Here is a 21,466-nt window from a genome sequence, read left to right as displayed (position 1 = left end):
GCATAGCACGCTCGCTTGTTCCTCGAACAGAACAAGGTGATGTGCCATGCAAAACTCCAATCCATTGCTGCAAGGCAGCGGTACACCGGTCGATTATGCGGCGGTGACGCTGGATAACCTGCGCGCTGCGTTCGATCTGGCGCTCGATGCCCATCAGCAGGGCATCGTGCGGATCATCGCTGCGCAACAAAGCTTGCCGACCTGGGACGATCTGGTGCTGGCGGTGGATGCACTGGATGCGCAGCTGCAGGCTGTGCTGTTCGCTGCCTCCCCGCTTACCTTCAAGGGCGACACCTGGGCCGCGCTGCTGGGTGAGCTGTATGGCAAGCTGATACTTCGCTATGAACAGAAACTGTCGAACAAGGCGCTGCGGGCTTGCTACGTGCAGTTGGCGCAGAGCCCCCAGGGCCAGAACCTGGATGCTCATGAACGCGCAGTCGTCCAGTGGTACATCAGGCAATTCACGCTCAAGGGCGCATTGCTCGATGAGGCCGATTTGCAAGTGCTGGCGGATGCGCAAGCCAGGGTCCAGGATCTGGAAGCTCGCTACCGGGCCAACATCGCCCGGGACGGCGTCCATGTGTCGGATGAGCAGCTGCTGGGTGGTTTCAGCCCGCGCATGCGCGAAGAACTGCGCGCCAACGCCGAAGCTTCCGGTACGCCAGGCTGGCTGATCCCGGCGGACGACCACTGGACCCGTGACGTGATGGCCGTGGCCAGCAATCGGGAACTGCGCGAAGCCGTCTATCGCCGATACCACACGCGTGGAGTCAGCGCGGACGCTTCGCAGGACAACGGGAAAATCCTTGCAGAGCTGGCCACCGTTCGCGCAGAGAAAGCGAAATTGCTGGGCTTTTCCGATCACGCATCGCTGAGCCTGCGCGAGAAAAGTGCCGGCAACCTTGATCAGGTACAAGGGTTCCTGCAGACCTTGGCCGGCAACATCAAACCCGCCATGGGCCAGTTGCGCCTGCTGCTGGATGCTCGCGCCGAGGGTCTCGGGATCGACCAGGTGCGGCCCTGGGATCGGCTGTATGTACACAGGGCTGGCGACACCGCGCAGGCGTCGCTGCCCATGGCAACGTTTCGCGAGTATTTCCCGCTGGCCAACGTCGTCGCCAGCCTGGCACGCATGGCGCAGCAGGTGTTTGGCTTGACGCTCAAGGCCGGTGACGACGCCAGCCCGATCGCGACCTGGCACGAGAGCGTGATGGCTTTTGAAGTCTGGCAAGACCATGCCTACCTTGGCTTGCTGTATCTGGATGCTGTTCAGTACCCCGGTAAACAGGCCGATCTGGTCGAAACGCGCTACGTGCGCAATCGCCGTGTCGATGCCGAAGGTGTCTATCAGGCGGCGGTAGTGATGGTGTTTACCGATGTGCCTGCTGGTCTCGGCCAAGAGCCGCCACTGCTCGACCATCTGGCACTGCGCAAGATCCATCACGAATTCGGGCACGCATTGCACCATCTGCTGGTACGTACCACGACCCACGTCGGCTCTGCGGTGAGCCTGTTGGGTACCGATGGTGTGGAGGTGTATGGCAAGCTGCTGGAACGCTGGGCGTGGGAGGCGGATTATCTGGTTGATATCTCGTCACACAAGGATTCCGGCGAGAAACTGGGCCTGGAAGAAACACGGACGTTGCTGGCTGCACTGCAGCGCGAAGAGGTCGAAGGTGCGGCGCAGAACCTGGTGATGGCGTTGTTCGACCTCGACCTGCATGCCTCGCCGGATGACGGCAAGAGCCTGCAGCAGAGGCTGGATGCTGCACGGGAGCTTTGCGGCTATTGGCCTCTGGAGGATTTCGAGCACCCGGCGCATGCATTCGATTACCTAGTCAACCACTACGACGCCGGCTACTACGCGTACGTGTGGTCCGATGTGCACGCTTTCGATCTGTTCTCGCGGTTCAGGGCAAACGGCTTGCTGGACCGTGCGACGGGGCGGGCACTGCAAGACGAACTGCTCGCCCATGGCTCGGCGCGTCCATTGTTGACCGGCATCGAGGCGTTTCTCGGGCGACCGGTTGACCTCGGGCCCTATCTGCACTGGCATGGTTTGGCCTGAGGAGGCTGCGCTGACCAGAGGTGCTGGAAAGATCATTAAAGCCCGTATACTGTTTGCATATACAGTATGAGGCCTGCCGATGATCCATCCTGCAGCAAAAAAGGGCCGTGGCACGGCGCACAATCCGCACAACCGCTTCGCCCCGCGCCATTCGGTCGCGGAGGATGACGGCTGGTACCAGGAGGTGCCGCTCACCCAGGGCACCGAAGTGCGGATCGAGACAGCCAGGTCGGTGATCAGCCGCAACACCTCCCCCGACCTGCCTTTTGACCGCTCCATCAATCCTTACCGTGGCTGCGAACACGGTTGTATCTACTGCTATGCCCGCCCTTCTCACGCCTACTGGGACCTGTCGCCTGGTCTGGATTTCGAGACCAAGCTGATCGCCAAGACCAACGCCGCGGAGGTGCTCGCCCAGCAACTGAGTAAACCGGGTTACGTCTGCGCACCCATCAACCTGGGTTCGAATACCGACCCTTATCAGCCAATCGAACGTGAACAGCAGCTCACCCGGCGCCTGCTGGAGGTACTGCTGCGCTTCCGCCACCCGGTGACCATCGTCACCAAGGGCGCGCTGGTGCTGCGTGACCTCGACTTGCTGGCAGAAATGGCCAGCCTGCGCCTGGCGCGGGTGATGATCAGCCTCACCACGCTGGATGACGACCTCAAGCGCGTGCTCGAACCACGCGCGGCATCACCAGGTGCCCGCTTGCGCGCCATCCGGGTTTTGCGTGAGGCCGGCGTACCGGTGGGCGTGCTGTGTTCGCCGATGATTCCGATGATCAACGACAGCGAGCTGGAGCGTTTGCTGGAAGCTGCCAAGCAAGCTGGCGCTCAGAGCGCTGCCTACATGATGCTGCGCCTGCCATTGGAAGTGGCGCCATTGTTCGAACAGTGGTTGCAGGATCATTACCCACAGCGGGCGGCCCATGTGCTCAGCCTGATTCGCCAGAGCCGCGGCGGCGAACTTTACGACAGCCGCTTCGGGGCGCGGATGCGGGGCGAAGGCGTGTTTGCCGAGTTGCTGGCGCAGCGCTTTGCCAAGGCGATGAAGCGGCTGGACTTCGAGGGGCGGGAAGCGCAGGCGCTGGATTGCACGGCCTTTTGCCCGCCAGGTGGCCAGATGGCGTTGTTCTGACAGCAGGTGGCGCCTGCAGGCATCCCCAGTGTCACTCATTCAAGCAAATAATCTGAGTAATGGCGCTTGGCAGCTGATGCTTTTTTGCTATTATTCGGTTCCCGCCTTTTATATCTGGAACACCCGTTCTAGAGCCTCCGAATTAAGTTTCAGTTAAGTTTTCCCCGCTAGCGTAGGAATCCAGTCAGCGAAGACTGTGATCTATCGCCCGTGCGCGTCATCTAAATCTGCGCATAGCCAGAATCTTTCACCGGTAAAATGGATTTACCTTCACACCGTCAAGAGGATGAATCATGCCCGTAAAGGACCCATCCAAGGTCGTTCCGCCAGCTCCAGCGGAGAGCGCCGATGCCGCCCTGAAGCACATCGTCGACGGCTTCCTGCGCTTTCACCATGACGTCTTCCCCGAGCAGCAAGAGCTGTTCAAGAAGCTCGCCACTGCGCAAACCCCGCGCGCCATGTTCATCACCTGTGCCGACTCGCGCATCGTCCCCGAGCTGATTACCCAGAGCTCGCCGGGCGACCTGTTCGTGACCCGTAACGTCGGTAACGTGGTTCCGCCATATGGCCAGATGAACGGCGGCGTTTCCAGCGCGATCGAGTACGCAGTGCTGGCGCTGAAGGTGCACCACATCATTGTCTGCGGCCACTCCGACTGCGGTGCCATGCGTGCCGTGCTGAACCCGCAATCGCTGACCAAGATGCCGACCGTTTCCGCCTGGTTGCGTCACGCCGAAGTGGCCCGAACCGTGGTCGAGAACAATTGCTCGTGCGGCAGCGAGCACGAAACCATGCAGGTGCTGACCAAGGAAAACGTCATCGCCCAGCTGCATCACCTGCGCACCCACCCGTCGGTGGCTTCGCGCCTGGCAGCGGGTGAGCTGTTCATCCACGGCTGGATCTACGACATCGAGACCAGCAAGATCGAAGCCTACGACGCCGTCAGCGACAGCTTCCTGCCCCTGGCCGCTGGCCAGCCGGTGCCAAGCGCCACTCCGAGAGGCCGCTACTAAGCGACCCGTCCACAGCTGAACCTTGAATAGCCGGCTGCACCCAACGCGGGTGCGGCGCGGCCTTCGGCTGCCTTGAACATGCCCTGACTACCCTGCCGGCGATTCCCGCTGGCGGCCCGCGCCTGCGCGCTCGTCAGGGACCAAACGTGCCCACGGCCAGGGGAATGGCCGTGCGTCAGAGAAAGGAGAAACACGGTGAACATTACACAGTTGAAAGCGGCCCTGCCGCGTGAGTTGCTGGCGTCGGTGGTGGTCTTCCTGGTCGCCCTGCCGTTGTGCATGGGCATTGCGATCGCCTCGGGCATGCCGCCGGCCAAGGGCCTGATCACCGGTATCATCGGCGGTATCGTGGTCGGCTTCCTGGCGGGCTCGCCATTGCAGGTCAGCGGCCCGGCGGCGGGCCTGGCGGTGCTGGTGTTCGAATTGGTGCGTCAGCACGGCATGGCCATGCTTGGGCCCATCCTGCTGCTGGCGGGGATTCTGCAATTGCTGGCCGGGCGCTTGCGCCTGGGTTGCTGGTTCCGTGTCACCGCGCCAGCGGTGGTGTATGGCATGCTCGCCGGTATCGGCGTGCTGATTGTGTTGTCGCAGGTGCATGTCATGTTCGACACGGCGCCGCAGCCGTCGGGCATGCAGAATCTGTTGGCGTTTCCCGCCACCGTGAGCGCCGCCCTGCCCCTGGAGGATGCAGGCTCTGGTTGGATAGCCGGCGCACTTGGGCTGGGTACCATTGCCATCATGTGGGCCTGGGAGCGCCTGCGGCCACAGAAGCTGCGCTTCGTTCCCGGTGCATTGCTGGGCGTGGCAGCGATGACCGCCGTCGCCATGTGGCTGGCACTGCCGGTGAACCGCGTGCAAGTTCCGGCAGACCTGTCCGAGGCGATCGACTGGATCCGCCCGGACGACCTGATGAAGCTCGCCGACCCGACCCTGCTGGTGGCGGCTTTCGCCCTGGCCTTCATCGCCAGTGCCGAGACGCTGCTGTCGGCGGCCGCGGTCGATCGCATGCACAGCGGCCAGCGTTCGGACTTCGATCGTGAGCTGTCGGCACAAGGGATCGGCAACATGCTCTGCGGGTTATTGGGAGCCTTGCCGATGACCGGCGTGATTGTGCGCAGCTCGGCCAACGTCCAGGCCGGCGCGCAAACCCGTGCTTCCGCCATCCTCCATGGTGTGTGGCTACTGGCGTTCGTGGTGGTACTCAGTAGCGTGCTGCAGCAAATTCCGGTGGCGAGCCTGGCAGGCGTATTGGTTTACACCGGCATCAAACTGGTCGATTTCAAGGCGCTGCGAGGTTTGCGTCGCTACGGTCGGATGCCGATGTTCACCTATGTGGCGACCGCCATGGCAATCATCTTCACCGACCTGTTGACCGGTGTGCTGCTGGGCTTTGCCCTGACACTGCTGAAACTGGCATTCAAGGCGGCACGCTTGAAGATCTGCCTGATTCAGCTGGCATCCAGCGGGCATATGGAACTGCGCCTGAGTGGCGCGGCAACGTTCCTCAAAGTACCTGCGCTGACTCAGGTGCTCGACACCGTGCCCGCCGGTACCACCTTGCATGTGCCACTGGCCAACCTGACCTACATCGACCATTCATGCCTGGAATTGCTGGAGGATTGGAGCAAGAGCAGCGGGTCTATCCTGCGCATCGAGCCGCGAGGGCTCAAGCGCAGGGTTGAGGGCCGTTTACGCAGCGTTGCTGGCACCTGAAGTCAGCGTTTTACTTCGGCCATCTGCGGCGCGCCCGGCCAGGTACCGGTGAGGTTCACCGTACGGGTGCCGCCCAGCCACTCGCTGGCGGGCGTGTTCCACCTCAGCGATTTACGTATATTGGAACCGATGCTGATGAACTCTGCAGTTAACGTCATCTCGGTGGCGGTCAGGGGAATTTCTCCGAAGCTGGTCGAACTGCCACCAATCACGGTCCTGGATTCTTCGACCGGGCCGGTGGGGGTCTGGTAGGAGAGTGTGACCTTGGTACTGTAGGTGGTGAAGGACGAAGCCTTGCTATCCACCAGCAGGTTCAGCACGCCGATCTTGCCGACCCAGCTCGGAATCAGCACTCGGCTGCCCGCGAACGAGGCAAAGGTATAGGCGACGGGCAGCGGTTCGGTTGCCACTTCACCGCTTTTTGCCGGCAAGGTATGCGTCTCGACTTCACTGGAGTTGCTGCTGAACACGTAGCTTGCCTTGCCTTTGCCATTGATGCCGTCCTCACCAAGCAGGCGGTTGAGGCCGCTTGCGCTACCTGAGACGGTGAAGCTGGCTTTGCTCTTCTTCGACACTGCGTTGAGGCCACTGCTGGCGTAGATGACCGAAGTCACCACGCCAAACCCCTCGGAGATACCGGCGCCGGTCGCCATGTTCAAATTGCGCGCCTGGGCGAGCAGCCAATCGTACTGGTCGTTCAGGATGGCAAGGTTGCTGACGGTGTGTTCACCGCTGATGGCGAATTCCGAGGTGATGGAATTCTCCTTGTCGAAGGACCATTCCAGCGTGGCATCAGGTTTGACCTCGGCACCAGTGTTCGGGTCGAAGATCAGCCCTGCGACGCTGGTGTTGATACTCCTGCAGGTCACGCCAGTGGACTTGAAGTCCCACTTGCGACTTTGCTGGTTCTTGCTGATCTCGACGCCGGGCAGGCATTCGGCCACAAGCTTGAAGTCGCCGGAGTCGGCATCGATGATACCGACTGCGCCCGGCTTGATGGCGGGATTGAGCCCCCAGTTGCCCCATATCGTGCGATAGGTGCCCCGTAGCAGGTCGGTGTAGATCCGGTTTCTACTGATCGTCATTGTCATCACCTTGAAATGGAAAAGGCCGCCCTGAGGCGGCCGGATGACAGTAATGATCGAAGGCGGGGGGCAGCAGCGGGAGCGCTTTCCCTCGCCCGCGCTGCAGATCAGGCGCTGGCCTGGCCGAATTCCACGTTCAACTGGCGCGACAGGCACGGCCAGCGTCGCCAGGCATCGCCGGTCTGCGGGCTGCTGAGGGTTTCACGATAGGCTTCCACCGACTCGGCGGCGAAGCTTTCGTCGTCCAGCATCTCGTCCACCGAATGGTGCACCACCTCGTCCAGCTGGTTGGCGAAGGTTTCGCCGATCAACTGGTGGGCGATCAGGTTGGCCACCGTGGTGTCGACCGGAATCAGGGGTTGCTGGAAGTGGCGGATGTACAGGTCGTTGACTTCCTCGACCAGGCGGTGCGCCAGGTAGGCCTCGTCCAGCAGGCAATCCAGGCCCACATGCCCCTGCATCACGCTCGGTGGCTGCAGGAAATAGGCCTCGGCAATTTTCAGCACAGGCTTGATCTGGGATTCGATCCCCGCTTCGCGGGCCACGGTGTGGGCGGCTTCCAGCAGCTCCGGAACCTGATTGATGTAAGCGCTGACGAAGCGCGCCAAAGTACCCTGGGCGTCCTGCTCAGGCAGTTGGATCGAGGGGTGCAGGTGAGGCAGTTGCAGCTCGAGACGCTCTTTCAGTTGGCCGGTGCGGCCTTCGTGATCGTGGGCTTGGCTAATTTGCTCGCGTACAGCAGCGATGTTCATGACAACTCCAGGGACAAGACGTTTCAAACGGAAGACACTAAGTTAGCTCGGTATACAGAATACCTAAGACGCATTTGTTATAAACCTCGCAAACGTGTGCGCAGTTAGGTATATCGCGGTGCCATTATTTTGCCATAACCCATCAAGCCCGGGCTTTTGCAGCCTTTTCCCTATTTCTTGAAGTTCATTTTGCCAGCGTCGTTGCGTGCCGTTGGTCGCTGTCTATACTCCCGTTGAACGTGATTCGTTGATGAGGCCCGACTGCTTTTGCAGGGGCTCGGTCGTCGAAGCCAGGCAGTCTTGACCGCCGTTCCCTCTTGCCGCAGGCCACGCCTCCGGGACTACAAGAACGAGAAGGGGAACCCGCAATGATGCGACATCCACATGTCTGGATGGGCCTCCTGTTGTGGTCGGTTTTTGGTCAGGCCAACGCTGCCTGGACCGTGAACATGCACCCGGGGGCGACGGAAGTCTCCAACGCCGTGTTCGACCTGCACATGACGATCTTCTGGATCTGCGTGATCATCGGCATCGTGGTATTCGGTGCGATGTTCTGGTCCATGGTCATCCACCGCCGTTCTACCGGCCAGCAGCCCGCGCATTTCCACGAGCACACCTGGGTGGAAATCCTCTGGACCATCGTCCCTTTCCTGATCCTCGTGGCCATGGCCATTCCGGCCACCAAGACCCTGATCGACATCTACGACGCCAGTGAATCGGACATCGACATCCAGGTCACCGGTTACCAGTGGAAGTGGCACTACAAATACCTGGGCCAGGACGTGGAGTTCTTCAGCAACCTGGCCACCCCCGCCGATCAGATCCACAACAAGGCACCCAAGGACGAGCACTACCTGCTTGAAGTCGACCAGCCGCTGGTGCTGCCGGTGGGTGCCAAGGTGCGCTTCCTGGTGACCGCCGCCGACGTCATCCACTCCTGGTGGGTGCCGGCCTTTGCGGTCAAGCGTGACGCCATCCCCGGCTTCGTCAACGAAGCCTGGACCCGCATCGAGAAGCCCGGCCTCTACCGCGGCCAGTGCACCGAGCTGTGCGGCAAGGACCACGGCTTCATGCCGGTGGTGGTCGAGGTCAAGTCCAAGGCCGACTACGACACCTGGCTCGGCGAGCGCAAGGCCGAGGCAGCCAAGCTCAAGGAACTGACCAGCAAGGATTGGACCCTCGAAGAGCTGGTCGAGCGTGGCGACAAGGTCTATCACACCACCTGCGTGGCCTGTCACCAGGCCGAAGGCCAGGGCCTGCCACCCATGTTCCCGGCGCTCAAGGGCTCGAAAGTGGCCACCGGGCCGAAGGAAGAGCACCTGAGCGTGGTATTCCACGGCCGCCCGGGCACGGCGATGGCCGCGTTCGGCAAGCAGCTCTCGGAAGTCGACATCGCCGCCGTGGTCACCTACGAGCGCAACGCCTGGGGCAACAACAAGGGCGACATGGTCACGCCGAAGGACGTGCTGGCGATCAAGCAGGTGGAAGCCAAGTGAACCGGGTTACTCGCGGCAATCAATGGATTGCAGGAGACAGGACATGAGTGCAGTGATCGACGACCACGCCCACGGCCATGAGCACGCCCACGGCCCGGCCAAGGGCCTGATGCGCTGGGTGCTGACCACCAACCACAAGGACATCGGCACGATGTACCTATGGTTCGCCTTCATGATGTTCCTGCTCGGCGGCTCGTTCGCCATGGTCATCCGCGCCGAGCTGTTCCAGCCTGGGCTGCAGATCGTCGAGCCGGCGTTCTTCAACCAGATGACCACCATGCATGGCCTGATCATGGTGTTCGGCGCGGTCATGCCAGCCTTTGTCGGCCTGGCCAACTGGATGATCCCGCTGATGATCGGCGCGCCCGACATGGCCCTGCCGCGGATGAACAACTTCAGCTTCTGGCTGCTGCCCGCAGCCTTCCTGCTGCTGGTCTCGACCCTGTTCAGCCCGGGCGGCGGGCCGAACTTCGGCTGGACCTTCTACGCCCCGCTGTCGACCACCTATGCGCCCGCCAGCGTCACCTTCTTCATCTTCGCCATCCACCTGATGGGCATCAGCTCGATCATGGGCGCGATCAACGTGATCGCCACCATCCTCAACCTGCGCGCCCCGGGCATGACCCTGATGAAGATGCCGCTGTTCGTCTGGACCTGGCTGATCACCGCATTTCTGCTGATCGCGGTGATGCCGGTGCTGGCCGGCGTGGTGACCATGATGCTGATGGACATCCACTTCGGCACCAGCTTCTTCAGTGCCGCCGGCGGCGGTGACCCGGTGCTGTTCCAGCATGTGTTCTGGTTCTTTGGCCACCCCGAGGTGTACATCATGATCCTGCCGGCCTTCGGCGCGGTCAGCTCGATCATCCCGGCGTTTTCGCGCAAGCCGCTGTTCGGCTACACCTCGATGGTGTACGCCACCGGCGCCATTGCCTTCCTGTCGTTCATCGTCTGGGCCCACCACATGTTCGTGGTCGGCATCCCGGTGGTCGGCGAGCTGTTCTTCATGTACGCCACCATGCTCATCGCGGTGCCCACAGGCGTGAAGGTATTCAACTGGGTCAGCACCATGTGGGAAGGCTCGCTCAGCTTCGAGACGCCGATGCTGTTCGCCATCGCCTTCGTCATCCTGTTCACCATCGGTGGCTTCTCCGGGCTGATGCTGGCCATCGCTCCGGCGGACTTCCAGTACCACGATACCTACTTCGTGGTGGCGCACTTCCACTATGTGCTGGTACCCGGGGCGATCTTCGGCATCTTTGCCTCGGCCTACTACTGGCTGCCGAAGTGGACCGGCCACATGTATGACGAAACCCTCGGCAAGCTGCATTTCTGGCTGTCGTTCGTCGGCATGAACATGGCCTTTTTCCCGATGCACTTCGTGGGCCTGGCTGGCATGCCGCGGCGTATTCCCGACTACAACCTGCAGTTCGCCGACTTCAACATGGTGTCGTCGATCGGCGCCTTCCTGTTCGGCACCACGCAGCTGTTCTTCCTGTTCATCGTCATCAAGTGCATCCGTGGCGGCGCACCCGCCCCGGCCAAGCCCTGGGACGGCGCCGAGGGCCTGGAATGGTCGATCCCCTCGCCAGCGCCTTACCACACCTTCCAGACCCCGCCGGAAGTGAAGTAGGAGCGCTGCCATGAAAGGCTCGCCTCTCAAGCAGCTGGTCACCCGCCTGCTGCTGCTGACAGTGGTGATGTTCGGTTTCGGTTTTGCCCTGGTGCCGATGTATGACGTGATGTGCAAGGCCTTCGGCATCAATGGCAAGACTGGCGGGCAGTACGAGGGCAGCCAGGTCAGCGACCCGACGCGCTCGGTGCGGGTGCAGTTCATGTCGACCAACGCCAGCGACATGGTCTGGGACTTCTACTCCACCGGTGACGAGCTCGAGGTCAACCCGGGGGCGGTGAACCAGATGATCTTCGTCGCGCACAACCCGACCAACCGGCCGATGAGTGCGCAAGCGATACCCAGCATTACCCCGGCTGAGGCCGCGGCATATTTCCACAAGACTGAGTGCTTCTGCTTTACCCAGCAGGTGCTGCAGCCCGGCGAACGCATCGAGATGCCGGTGCGCTTCATCGTCGACCGCGATCTGCCGGCCAGCGTGAAGCACCTGACACTGGCCTACACCTTGTTCGACATCACTGCGCGTCACCCGCCGGTTGCCCATGCCGCGGTACAGGACGTCCAGGGCGCCCGTTGAGGGAAGGAGAACAGCAATGGCAAGTCATGAGCACTACTACGTTCCGGCGCAGAGCAAGTGGCCGATCATCGCCACCATCGGCATGTTCATCACGGTGTTCGGCCTGGGCACCTGGTTCAACGACATCAAGGCCGGCCACCCGTCCTCGCACGGGCCGCTGATCTTCTTCGTTGGCGCGCTGTTCCTGGCCTACATGCTGTTCGGCTGGTTCGGCTCGGTGGTCCGCGAGAGCCGCGCCGGGCTTTACAGCCCGCAGCTGGACCGCTCGTTCCGCTGGGGCATGAGCTGGTTCATCTTCTCGGAAGTGATGTTCTTCATGGCCTTCTTCGGCGCGCTGTTCTACGTGCGTGTGCTGGCCGGGCCCTGGCTGGGTGGCGAGGGGCACAAGGGCATCGCCCACATGCTATGGCCGAGCTTCGAGTTCGCCTGGCCGTTGCTGCACACACCGGACCCGAAACTGTTCCCGCCGCCCAAGGAAGTGATCAACCCGTGGCACCTGCCGTTGATCAACACCATCCTGCTGGTCAGTTCCAGCGTGACCATCACCATCGCTCACCACGCCCTGCGCCGTGACCATCGTGGTCCGCTGAAATTCTGGATGGCGCTGACCATCTTCCTGGGTATCAGCTTCATCACCCTGCAGGCCTACGAGTACCACGAGGCCTACACCAAGCTGGGGCTGACCCTGGGCTCGGGCATCTATGGCGCGACGTTCTTCATGCTCACGGGTTTCCACGGGGCCCACGTGACCTTGGGCACGATCATCCTGATCGTGATGTTCGTGCGCATCCTGCGCGGGCACTTCAACCCCGACAAGCACTTCGGTTTCGAGGCGGCGAGCTGGTACTGGCACTTCGTCGATGTGGTGTGGGTTGGGCTGTTCATCTTTGTGTATGTGCTGTGATCAGAACGGTGCGTGAGACACCAGCTGACCACTGATGAAGCCCCAGGCCACCAGGCCGATGGTCAGGGTGGCGAGGGCCACCCGCACGGTCAGGGCTTTTAGCAGGCGGGTCGAGTTTTCATCGTCCTTGACCAAGAACACCAGGCCACTGAACAGGCTGGCAACCGTGGCCAACAGCATCAGGACAATCGCGGCCTTGAGCATGGCGCTTCTCCGGGGGGATGCGGTGATGTGGATAAGTATAGCGATTGGCCCGGCGAGGCTGCGATGAGGCGGTTTCGCCCAGGCTGGATACCGACCCTGGTGGTGCTTGCGCTGCTGCCGGGGTTGATTGCGCTTGGCTGCTGGCAGCTCGGCCGGGCCGAAGAGAAGCGCGTCCTGCTGGAGACCTATGCCCAGCGTGAGGTCGACGCCCCGCTGGCCACCACTCAGCTGCTGCAGACCCAGGACTCTGCCTTCCGGCGGGTGCATCTCTATGGTCGCTTCGACGCCGAACACAGCGTGTTGCTGGACAACCGCGTACGTGATGGCCAGGCCGGTGTCGAGCTGTTGCAGCCCTTCCATGACCAGGCCAGTGGCCTGTGGCTGCTGGTCAACCGCGGCTGGCTGGCGTGGCTGGACCGCCGCGTGCCGGTGCATTTCGACACCCCCGACCAAGCCCTGGCGCTGAACGCGACCGTGTACGTGGCGCCGGGCAGTACCTTCCAGCTGCACCCCGACCCGGCCGGTGGGCAATGGCCGCACCTGCTCACTGCGGTCGACGCTGCGCACGTGTGGCAGCAACTCGATCGCGAAGGCTTCGCCCATGAGTTACGCCTGCAGCCCGGCCCGGCTGCTTATCGGCTGGACTGGCCGGTAGTCGCGATGGGCCCGGAAAAACACCTCGGTTACGCCGTGCAGTGGTTTGCCCTGGCCACTGCGCTGGTGCTGCTCTACCTCTATTTCGGCTGGCATAACAACAAGGAGAAACAGCATGGCCACCGCCACTCCACTGGACCTGCCTGAACGTAGCAAGCCCAGAGCCCGCGGGCGTTTGCAGCTGATTCTGATTCTGCTGGTGGTACTCGGGCCGATGATCCTGGCCACCTGCATGTACAAGCTCCAGTTCTGGGTGCCGGAGGGCCGTAGCTACCACGGCGCGATGATTGGCAACGGCGAGAGCCGTGCCGATATCGGCATTGCGGGCGAGGACGAACGCTGGCAGCTGCTGGTGAGTGCGCCCGAGGCCTGCGCCGAGGATTGCCAGCGCCTGGTGTACCTGGTGCGGCAGATCCAGGTCGGCCTGGGCCGCGACGCCAGCCGCGCCAGCCACGCCTTGGCCACTGCCCAGCCACTGGCCAGCGACTACCAGGCGCTGCTGGGGCGAGAGTATCCACAGCTGCAACGCTATTCACTGGATGCCCAGCGCTATCTGCAGAAGGTTGGCGAACCCGGCCCGCAACTGTGGATTGTCGACCCGCACGGCAACCTGGTGTTGCGCTACGACGGCAAGGTCAATGGCAAGCACGTGCTCGACGACCTGCGTCACCTGCTCAAGCTGTCCAACATCGGCTAGGAGCCTGCCATGGCCAGACCCGGATTCCGCATCGCTGTGTTCGCCACGCTGCTGGCACTGCTGGTCGTGCTGCTCGGTGCCTATACCCGCCTGACCCACGCCGGGCTAGGTTGTCCTGATTGGCCCGGCTGCTATGGCTTCATCAGCGTGCCTAACAGCGAAGCGCAGCTGGCCCATGCCGAGCTGCACTTCCCCGACCACCCGGTGGAAGAGGCCAAGGGCTGGGCCGAGATGGTCCACCGCTACTTCGCTGGCACCCTCGCCGTGGTGATCGCCCTGCTCGCCTTGCAGGCGCTGCGCCGGCATGCCCGCGATGGCCAGCCTTATCGCCTGCCCTTGCTGTTGCTGGGCGTGGTGCTGGCTCAGGCAGCGTTTGGCATGTGGACGGTCACCCTCAAGCTGTGGCCGCAAGTGGTCACTGCGCACCTGCTCGGCGGTTTTACCACCCTGAGCCTGCTGTTCCTGCTATCCCTGCGTCTATCGCGGGCCTTTGCGCCCTTGCCGAAACTGCCGCTCAGCCTACGGCGGATAGCCGCGCTGGCCTTGCTGGTAGTGATCGGTCAGATCGCCCTGGGTGGCTGGGTCAGTGCCAACTATGCGGCGGTCGCCTGCATCGACCTGCCCACCTGCCATGGCCAGTGGTGGCCGGCGGCAGACTTCAGCAACGGCTTCCACTTGACCCAGCATGTCGGCCCCAACTACCTCGGTGGGCAACTGGACAGCGATGCGCGCACGGCCATTCACATCAGCCATCGCCTGGGTGCACTGTTGGTGACCTGCGTGCTGTTGATGCTCAGCTGGAAGCTGCACCGCTGTGGCCTGACCGGCCTGGCTCGATGGGTATTGCTGGCGCTGGCGCTGCAGGTCGGCCTGGGCATCAGTAACGTGCTGTTCCACCTGCCGCTGGCCGTGGCCGTCGCGCATAACGCTGGCGGGGCGTTGCTGCTGCTGAGCATGGTGCTGGTGAACTACCGCATCCGTGTGGTCGACAAGGTCCGCGTCGGCGTCGGCCAGGGTTGGCGCCTGCGGCCTGTAGCCGGGGTAAGCATCAGCCATCACATGAGGAACGATTCGTGGCGACGCTTCTGAGCGCACGGCGTGCCGGCTGGCGCGATTACCTGGAGCTGACCAAGCCCAAGGTGGTGGTGCTGATGCTGATCACTTCGCTGGCGGGCATGTTCCTGGCGACCCGCGCCGGGGTCAGCGCAAGCGTGCTGCTGTTCGGCAACCTGGGTATCGCCCTGTGCGCGGGCAGCGCGGCAGTGGTCAACCACGTGGTGGACCGGCGCATCGACGCGCTGATGGCGCGCACCCACAAGCGCCCATTGGCCCAGGGCCGGGTCGAGCCGTTGCCGGCGTTGCTGTTCGCCCTGGCCCTGGCGCTGCTTGGCATGGCCCTGTTGCTGGTGTTCACCAACGCCCTCACCGCCTGGCTGACCCTGGCCTCCTTGCTCGGCTACGCGGTGCTCTACACCGGCTTTCTCAAGCGTGCCACACCGCAGAACATCGTTATTGGCGGCCTGGCCGGCGCCGCACCGCCGCTGCTTGGCTGGGTCGCCGTGAGCGGCCATGTCAGCGCCGAGCCACTGCTGCTGGTGCTGATCATCTTCGCCTGGACGCCACCGCACTTCTGGGCCTTGGCCATCCACCGCAAGGAAGAGTACGCCAAGGCCGATATCCCGATGCTGCCGGTCACCCATGGCGAGCGATACACCAAGCTGCATATCCTGCTGTACAGCCTGATATTGCTGGCGGTGAGCCTGCTGCCGTTTGCCATCCACATGAGTGGCCTGTTGTACCTGGCCTGCGCCCTGGTACTGGGCCTGCGCTTCCTGCATTGGGCCTGGGTGTTGTACCGTGGCAGCCAGCCGCACGCGGCGATCGGCACCTTCAAGTACTCCATAGGCTACCTGTTCGCGCTGTTCATCGCGTTGCTCGTCGACCACTACCTGTTGCTGAATCTATGACCCGAACCCAGAAAACCGTCTTCATCCTCGTCGCCCTGGTCGCGTTGATCCTGGGCCTTACCGTCAACAAGGTGCTCAATGGCCGTGGTCAGCTCAACCCGGCCGAGCTGATCGACGCCGGCATCATTCTGTTGCCGCAGAGCCGCGCGGTGGCCGACGTGACCATGACCAACCAGGATGGCCAGCCGGTGCAGCTGGACGACCTGAAGGGCAAATGGTCACTGTTGTTCTTCGGCTACACCTACTGCCCGGACATCTGCCCAACCACCCTGGCCCAGTTGCGCCAGGTGAAGAGCGAGCTGCCCAAGGAGGCAGTGGACCGGTTGCAGGTGGTGTTGGTGAGCGTGGACCCGAACCGTGATACGCCCAACCAGCTGAAGCAGTACCTGGGCTATTTCGACAAGGATTTCGTCGGCGTGGCGGGGTCGATCGACGATACCCAGAAGCTGGCCAATGCCTTGAGCATTCCGTTCATTCCGGCGGATACCAGCAAGCCGGGGTATACCGTGGATCACAGCGGCAACCTGGCGATCGTCGGGCCGGATGGCCGTCAGCGGGGGTTCATTCGGGCGCCGTTCAACAACCAGAAGCTGGTGGCGCAGTTGCCCGGCCTGGTAAAGCGGGATTGATGATGGCCTGTCAGGGCCTCATCGCTGGCCAAAGGGCCGCAGAGCGGCCCCGTGGGTTTCGGATCAGAACGCCGGAACCACAGCGCCTTTGTACTTCTCGTTGATGAACTGCTTCACCTCAGGCGAGTGCAGCGCTGCTGCCAGCTTCTTCATCGCGTCCGAGTCCTTGTTGTCCGGGCGGGCAACCAGGATGTTCACGTATGGCGAGTCGCTGCCTTCGATGGCCAGGGCGTCTTTTTCCGGGTTCAGCTTGGCTTCCAGCGCGTAGTTGGTGTTGATCAGGGCGATATCGACCTGGGTCAGCACGCGCGGGATGGTGGCCGCTTCCAGCTCACGGAATTTCACGCTTTTCGGGTTTTCGGCAACGTCCTTCACGGTCGACAGGATGTTGGTGTTGTCCTTCAGCTTGATCACACCGGCCTTGTCCAGCAGCAGCAAGGCGCGGCCGCCGTTGGTGGCGTCGTTGGGGATGACCACGGTGGCGCCGGAGGACAGCTCATCGAGCTTCTTGATCTTGGCCGAGTACACGCCCAGCGGCTCGATGTGCACGCCGGCTACGCTGACCAGGTGGGTGCCCTTGGCTTTGTTGAACTCATCCAGGTACGGCTGGTGCTGGAAGAAGTTGGCGTCCAGGCGCTTTTCGGCGACTTGTACGTTCGGCTGGATGTAGTCGGTGAATTCCTTGACCTTCAGCTCCACGCCCTCTTTCGCCAGCTGAGGTTTGACGAAGTTGAGGATCTCGGCATGCGGCACCGGGGTGGCGGCGACGGTGAGGGTTTCGGCGGCATTGGCCGAGAAGGCCGCGACAGCGGCGACAACAGCAAGCAGCTTCTTCATCAATCACTCCTTGTGAGGGCCGCGACGGCCCCCGAACGGGTCGGCCGGGCCGACCCCATTGGGGTTACTTACGGGAAAAATGCACGACCAGTTTGTCGCCCACGCTCTGCAGGACTTGAACCAGCACCAGCAACAGCACCACGGTCACCACCATCACGTCGGTCTGGAAACGCTGGTAACCGAAGCGGATGGCCAGGTCGCCCAGGCCGCCAGCGCCGACCACGCCGGCCATGGCGGTGTACGACACCAGGGTGATGGCGGTGACGGTAATGGCCGCGAAGATGCCCGGGCGGGCTTCCGGCAGCAGCGCGCTGGTGATGATCTGGCGGGTGGTGGCGCCCATCGACTGGGTGGCCTCGATGATGCCGCGGTCCACCTCACGCAGGGCGGTTTCTACCAGACGCGCGAAGAACGGCGTGGCCCCCACCACCAGCGGCGGGATGGCACCGGCGACACCCAGCGAGGTGCCGGTGATCAGTACGGTGAACGGGATCATCACGATCAGCAGGATGATGAACGGCAGCGAGCGCAGGATGTTGACCACCAGCGACAGCAGCGCATACACGCCCTTCTGCTCGAACATCTGCTTCGGCCCGCAGAGGAACAGCAGCACCCCCAGTGGCAGGCCGAGCAGCACGGTGAAGAACAGCGAGCCGAACAGCATGATCATGGTATCGACGGTGGCCAGCCAGATTTCGCTCCAGTCGACATTGGCGAAGAAATTCAGGGCGTCCATCAACGCAGTACCTCCATATGTACGTCAGCTGCCTTGAAGCGGGCGAACGCCGCTTCCATGTCACCGCCGATCAGGGCGAGGGTGAGCTGGCCATAGGGGACATCCTTGATGCGGTCGATACGCCCGGCGAGGATGCTGTAGTCCACACCGGTTTCGCGGGCTACGGTGCCCAGCAGCGGGGCGTAGGTGGCGTCGCCCTGGAAGGTCAGGCGCACGATACGGCCTGGCACGTGGGCGAAGTCGTCGCGCTGCTCGCCTTCGTCGACCTGTTCGTCTTCCTGGACGAAGCGCTTGGTGGTCGGGTGTTGCGGGTGCAGGAACACCTCGGCCACCGAGCCTTGCTCGACGATCTGGCCGGCATCCATTACTGCCACACGGTCGCAGACCCGGCGGATCACGTCCATTTCATGGGTGATCAGCACGATGGTCAGCTTCAGCTCACGGTTGATCTCGGCCAGCAGCTGCAGCACCGAAGCGGTGGTCTGCGGGTCGAGGGCGCTGGTGGCTTCGTCGCACAGCAGGATCTTCGGGTTGGTCGACAGGGCGCGGGCGATACCGACGCGCTGCTTCTGGCCGCCGGAAAGCTGCGCTGGGTACTTCTTGGCGTGGTCCGAAAGGCCGACACGGGCCAGCAGCTCGGTGACGCGCTTGTCGATTGCGCTGCGAGACAGCTCGCCGGCCAGGGTCAGTGGCAGGGCGACGTTGTCGGCGACAGTCTTGGAGGCCAGCAGGTTGAAGTGCTGGAAAATCATGCCGACCTGCTGGCGGAAGCCGCGCAGCTGGCTGGCGTTGAATGCGGTGACATCCTCGCCGTCGACGATGATCGTGCCGCCCGAAGGCTCTTCGAGGCGGTTGATCAGGCGCAGCATGGTGCTCTTGCCGGCGCCGGAATGGCCGATCAGGCCGAACACCTGGCCATCTTCGATGGTCAGGCTGGTCGGATTCAGTGCGGGGATTTCCTTACCGGCGACGCGGTAGGTCTTGTGTACCTGTTGGAACTCGATCACGTAGCGAACCTTGTGGGGCGCATGGAATTTGGGGCAGCGGTTAGCTGGGGTCGCGTATTTTAGCCTTTTCCCATAGCTGTTCTTAGCATTTATTTCGTAATGCACCAATCCCTAGGGCATATCGCGACAACCGGTAATCCTGATTGAACGCTCGGCAAAGCTCTCCAGTCACTACTTGCACAAGCCCGACACGGGCACGCCTGAAGACTGATAAGGAGAGCCGTGATGCCCAGCAAGAAACCGGATTCGCCGAAACAGAGCCAGCTCGCCGGTACCGACACCCCCGACCGGGCCAATACCAACAGCAAACTGCAGGCCCTGGAGGCGGCGCGTAGCGATGCCACCGGCCAGGCCTTGCGGACCAACCAGGGCGTGCGCATCGCCGACAACCAGAACACGCTCAAGGCCGGCCCCCGCGGGCCGTCGCTGCTCGAAGACTTCATCATGCGCGAGAAGATCACCCACTTTGACCACGAGCGCATCCCTGAACGTATCGTGCATGCCCGTGGCACCGGCGCGCATGGCTTCTTCCAGAGCTACGGCAATCACGCCGAGCTGACCAAGGCGGGCTTCCTTCAGGACCCTGAGAAGATCACCCCGGTGTTCGTGCGTTTTTCCACCGTGCAAGGGCCACGCGGGTCGGGCGACACGGTGCGCGACGTGCGCGGGTTCGCCGTGAAGTTCTATACCGATGAAGGCAACTTCGACCTGGTGGGTAACAACATGCCGGTCTTCTTCATCCAGGACGCGATCAAGTTCCCGGACTTCGTGCACGCGGTAAAGCCGGAGCCACACAATGAAATCCCCACCGGTGGATCGGCCCACGACACGTTCTGGGACTTCGTCTCGCTGGTGCCCGAATCCGCCCACATGGTCATCTGGGCCATGTCCGATCGCGCCATTCCGCGCAGCCTGCGGATGATGGAAGGCTTTGGCGTGCATACCTTCCGCCTTATCAATGTCCAGGGCGTGGCGAGTTTCGTCAAGTTCCACTGGAAGCCGCGCCAGGGCGTGCACTCCCTTTTGTGGGACGAGGCCCAAAAACTTGCAGGCAAAGACACCGACTTCCAGCGCCGGGACCTGTGGGAAGCCATCGAGACCGGCGATTATCCGGAATGGGAACTGGGCGTGCAGATCGTGCCAGAGGCGGATGAACACAAGTTCGACTTCGACCTGCTCGACCCGACCAAGATCATTCCCGAAGAGCTGGTGCCGGTTACGCCACTGGGCAAGATGGTGCTCAACCGCAATCCGGACAATTTCTTCGCCGAGGTTGAGCAGGTTGCTTTCTGCCCTGGCCATATCGTGCCGGGGATCGATTTCACCAATGACCCGTTGCTGCAGGGCCGCCTGTTCTCCTACACCGACACGCAGATCAGCCGCCTTGGCGGGCCGAATTTCCACCAGATCCCGATCAACCGGCCCGTTGCGCCAAACCACAACAATCAGCGCGATGCGCTGCACCAGCATGTGGTGCACAAGGGGCGAGCTTCCTATGAGCCTAATTCGATCGACGGCGGCTGGCCGAAAGAAACGCCACCGGCTGCTCAGGATGGGGGCTTCGAGAGCTACCAGGAGCGCATCGACGCGCACAAGATCCGCCAGCGCAGCGAGTCGTTCGGCGATCACTTCTCCCAGGCGCGGCTGTTCTTCCAGAGCATGAGCCCGACCGAGCAACAGCACATCATCAAGGCCTACAGCTTTGAGCTGGGTAAGGTGGAGCGGGAGCACATTCGCGCGCGCCAGGTGAATGAGATTCTTGCCAACATCGACCTGAAGCTGGCCGCTGCAGTCGCTGCCAACCTTGGCTTGCCGGCACCCAAGGCCGGTACGGTGCAGGTCAAGGGTAGCCAGCTGGCAAAATCGCCGGCCTTGAGCCAAATGAACCACCCTGGCGTGGTCGGCATCAAGGGACGCAAGATCGCGGTGCTGTTAGCCGATGGCGTAGACGGCGCGAGCGTCGACAAACTGGTCAAGGCGCTGGAAGCCGAAAGCGCCAGGCCGATGCTGCTGGGGCCGACTTCGGCGCCGGTGAAGGCGGCGGATGGCAAGGCATTGGCGGTGGATGCGTCGATGGAGGGGATGCCGTCGATCATGTTCGACGGGATTGTCGTGCCCAAGGGGGTGGACAAGGCCTTGGCTTCAAGCGGGCTGGCGAAGCACTTCTTGCTCGAAGGCTACAAGCATCTGAAGGCAATGGTGTTGACCAAGGACTTGTTGAACAGTCTTGGGCTCAAGGAGGATAAGGGATTGCTGCTGGGGGATGAGCAAAAGGCTGTGGATGCCTTTGTCAAAGCGGTCGAGGGGCATCGGGTTTGGGAGCGGGAAGCAGCTGCCGAGGCTGTGCCAGCCTAGG

General features: G+C 62.5%; 20 protein-coding genes. 14 read left to right on the top strand and 6 right to left on the bottom strand.

Features of this window, described 5'->3' with window-relative positions:
* The first annotated feature begins 46 nt into the window (after positions 1-46).
* From F6X59_RS23795 to F6X59_RS23780, 4 genes are all read left to right on the top strand, one after another.
* A complete protein-coding gene (locus F6X59_RS23795; RefSeq protein ID WP_152958459.1) occupies positions 47-2,068 on the top strand; it encodes a M3 family metallopeptidase in 2,022 nt (673 codons plus the stop codon).
* A 79-nt stretch (positions 2,069-2,147) separates the two neighbouring features.
* A complete protein-coding gene (locus tag F6X59_RS23790) occupies positions 2,148-3,206 on the top strand; it encodes a PA0069 family radical SAM protein (RefSeq protein WP_152958457.1) in 1,059 nt (352 codons plus the stop codon).
* 293 nt (positions 3,207-3,499) lie between these two features.
* The gene (locus F6X59_RS23785) at positions 3,500-4,219 is read left to right on the top strand and encodes a carbonic anhydrase (protein ID WP_152958455.1); all 720 of its coding nucleotides are present in this window, start codon (positions 3,500-3,502) and stop codon (positions 4,217-4,219) included.
* 195 nt (positions 4,220-4,414) lie between these two features.
* Positions 4,415-5,932 (top strand): SulP family inorganic anion transporter, encoded by a 1,518-nt coding sequence (locus F6X59_RS23780; protein WP_346652411.1) that lies wholly within the window; start codon positions 4,415-4,417, stop codon positions 5,930-5,932.
* Between the two features lie 2 nt (positions 5,933-5,934).
* Here the strand turns inward: F6X59_RS23780 and F6X59_RS23775 are convergent, their stop codons facing one another.
* Positions 5,935-7,017, bottom strand: a complete 1,083-nt coding sequence (locus F6X59_RS23775; RefSeq protein WP_152958452.1) for a hypothetical protein — start codon at positions 7,015-7,017, stop codon at positions 5,935-5,937.
* A 107-nt stretch (positions 7,018-7,124) separates the two neighbouring features.
* Positions 7,125-7,769 (bottom strand): hypothetical protein, encoded by a 645-nt coding sequence (locus F6X59_RS23770; RefSeq protein WP_152958450.1) that lies wholly within the window; start codon positions 7,767-7,769, stop codon positions 7,125-7,127.
* Between the two features lie 368 nt (positions 7,770-8,137).
* On the opposite strand from F6X59_RS23770, the gene coxB reads away from it, so the two are divergent.
* The 4 genes from coxB to F6X59_RS23750 are packed head-to-tail and all read left to right on the top strand — an operon-like array spanning position 8,138 to position 12,379.
* A complete protein-coding gene (gene coxB / locus F6X59_RS23765; protein ID WP_152958448.1) occupies positions 8,138-9,265 on the top strand; it encodes a cytochrome c oxidase subunit II in 1,128 nt (375 codons plus the stop codon).
* A gap of 43 nt (positions 9,266-9,308) precedes the next feature.
* Positions 9,309-10,898: a cytochrome c oxidase subunit I gene (gene ctaD / locus F6X59_RS23760; protein ID WP_110639500.1), complete on the top strand. Its 1,590-nt coding sequence runs from the start codon at positions 9,309-9,311 to the stop codon at positions 10,896-10,898.
* Positions 10,899-10,908: 10 nt separating this feature from the next.
* The gene (locus F6X59_RS23755) at positions 10,909-11,475 is read left to right on the top strand and encodes a cytochrome c oxidase assembly protein (protein ID WP_152958447.1); all 567 of its coding nucleotides are present in this window, start codon (positions 10,909-10,911) and stop codon (positions 11,473-11,475) included.
* Positions 11,476-11,491: 16 nt separating this feature from the next.
* A complete protein-coding gene (locus tag F6X59_RS23750) occupies positions 11,492-12,379 on the top strand; it encodes a cytochrome c oxidase subunit 3 (RefSeq protein WP_152958445.1) in 888 nt (295 codons plus the stop codon).
* Here F6X59_RS23750 and F6X59_RS23745 read toward each other — a convergent pair whose 3' ends face one another.
* Complete coding sequence (locus F6X59_RS23745) at positions 12,380-12,583, bottom strand: twin transmembrane helix small protein (RefSeq protein WP_060507818.1); 204 nt, start codon at positions 12,581-12,583, stop codon at positions 12,380-12,382.
* A gap of 63 nt (positions 12,584-12,646) precedes the next feature.
* Between F6X59_RS23745 and F6X59_RS23740 the strand changes: the two genes are divergently transcribed.
* Genes F6X59_RS23740 through F6X59_RS23720 form a run of 5 tightly spaced genes read left to right on the top strand, consistent with a single transcriptional unit; the run spans position 12,647 to position 16,530 of the window.
* On the top strand, positions 12,647-13,384 hold the full coding sequence (locus tag F6X59_RS23740) for an SURF1 family protein (RefSeq protein ID WP_152958444.1): 738 nt from the start codon (positions 12,647-12,649) through the stop codon (positions 13,382-13,384).
* The gene (locus tag F6X59_RS23735) at positions 13,353-13,934 is read left to right on the top strand and encodes a hypothetical protein (protein ID WP_152958442.1); all 582 of its coding nucleotides are present in this window, start codon (positions 13,353-13,355) and stop codon (positions 13,932-13,934) included. Before F6X59_RS23740 ends, F6X59_RS23735 begins: the two co-directional genes overlap by 32 nt.
* Positions 13,935-13,943: 9 nt before the next feature.
* A complete protein-coding gene (locus tag F6X59_RS23730) occupies positions 13,944-15,023 on the top strand; it encodes a heme A synthase (RefSeq protein ID WP_152958440.1) in 1,080 nt (359 codons plus the stop codon).
* A complete protein-coding gene (gene cyoE, locus F6X59_RS23725) occupies positions 15,008-15,901 on the top strand; it encodes a heme o synthase (protein WP_346652414.1) in 894 nt (297 codons plus the stop codon). Before F6X59_RS23730 ends, cyoE begins: the two co-directional genes overlap by 16 nt.
* On the top strand, positions 15,898-16,530 hold the full coding sequence (locus F6X59_RS23720; protein ID WP_152958438.1) for an SCO family protein: 633 nt from the start codon (positions 15,898-15,900) through the stop codon (positions 16,528-16,530). Before cyoE ends, F6X59_RS23720 begins: the two co-directional genes overlap by 4 nt.
* 63 nt (positions 16,531-16,593) lie before the next feature.
* Here the strand turns inward: F6X59_RS23720 and F6X59_RS23715 are convergent, their stop codons facing one another.
* The 3 genes from F6X59_RS23715 to F6X59_RS23705 form a co-directional block, all read right to left on the bottom strand.
* A complete protein-coding gene (locus F6X59_RS23715) occupies positions 16,594-17,367 on the bottom strand; it encodes a MetQ/NlpA family ABC transporter substrate-binding protein (protein ID WP_152958436.1) in 774 nt (257 codons plus the stop codon).
* Between the two features lie 64 nt (positions 17,368-17,431).
* The gene (locus F6X59_RS23710; protein ID WP_152958434.1) at positions 17,432-18,103 is read right to left on the bottom strand and encodes a methionine ABC transporter permease; all 672 of its coding nucleotides are present in this window, start codon (positions 18,101-18,103) and stop codon (positions 17,432-17,434) included.
* Complete coding sequence (locus tag F6X59_RS23705; RefSeq protein WP_372240504.1) at positions 18,103-19,110, bottom strand: methionine ABC transporter ATP-binding protein; 1,008 nt, start codon at positions 19,108-19,110, stop codon at positions 18,103-18,105. The genes F6X59_RS23710 and F6X59_RS23705 overlap by 1 nt, the downstream gene beginning before the upstream one ends.
* A gap of 225 nt (positions 19,111-19,335) precedes the next feature.
* Here F6X59_RS23705 and katE point away from each other — a divergent pair, with 225 nt between their 5' ends.
* Positions 19,336-21,465 carry a catalase HPII gene (gene katE, locus F6X59_RS23700; RefSeq protein ID WP_152958432.1) on the top strand — a complete coding sequence of 710 codons (2,130 nt, stop codon included), beginning with the start codon at positions 19,336-19,338 and terminating at the stop codon, positions 21,463-21,465.
* Position 21,466 lies beyond the last annotated feature (1 nt).

The sequence above is a fragment of the Pseudomonas sp. MN1F genome (assembly GCF_009391885.1).
Classification (GTDB): Bacteria; Pseudomonadota; Gammaproteobacteria; order Pseudomonadales; family Pseudomonadaceae; genus Aquipseudomonas.
This window is presented reverse-complemented; position numbering and strand designations above follow the sequence as displayed.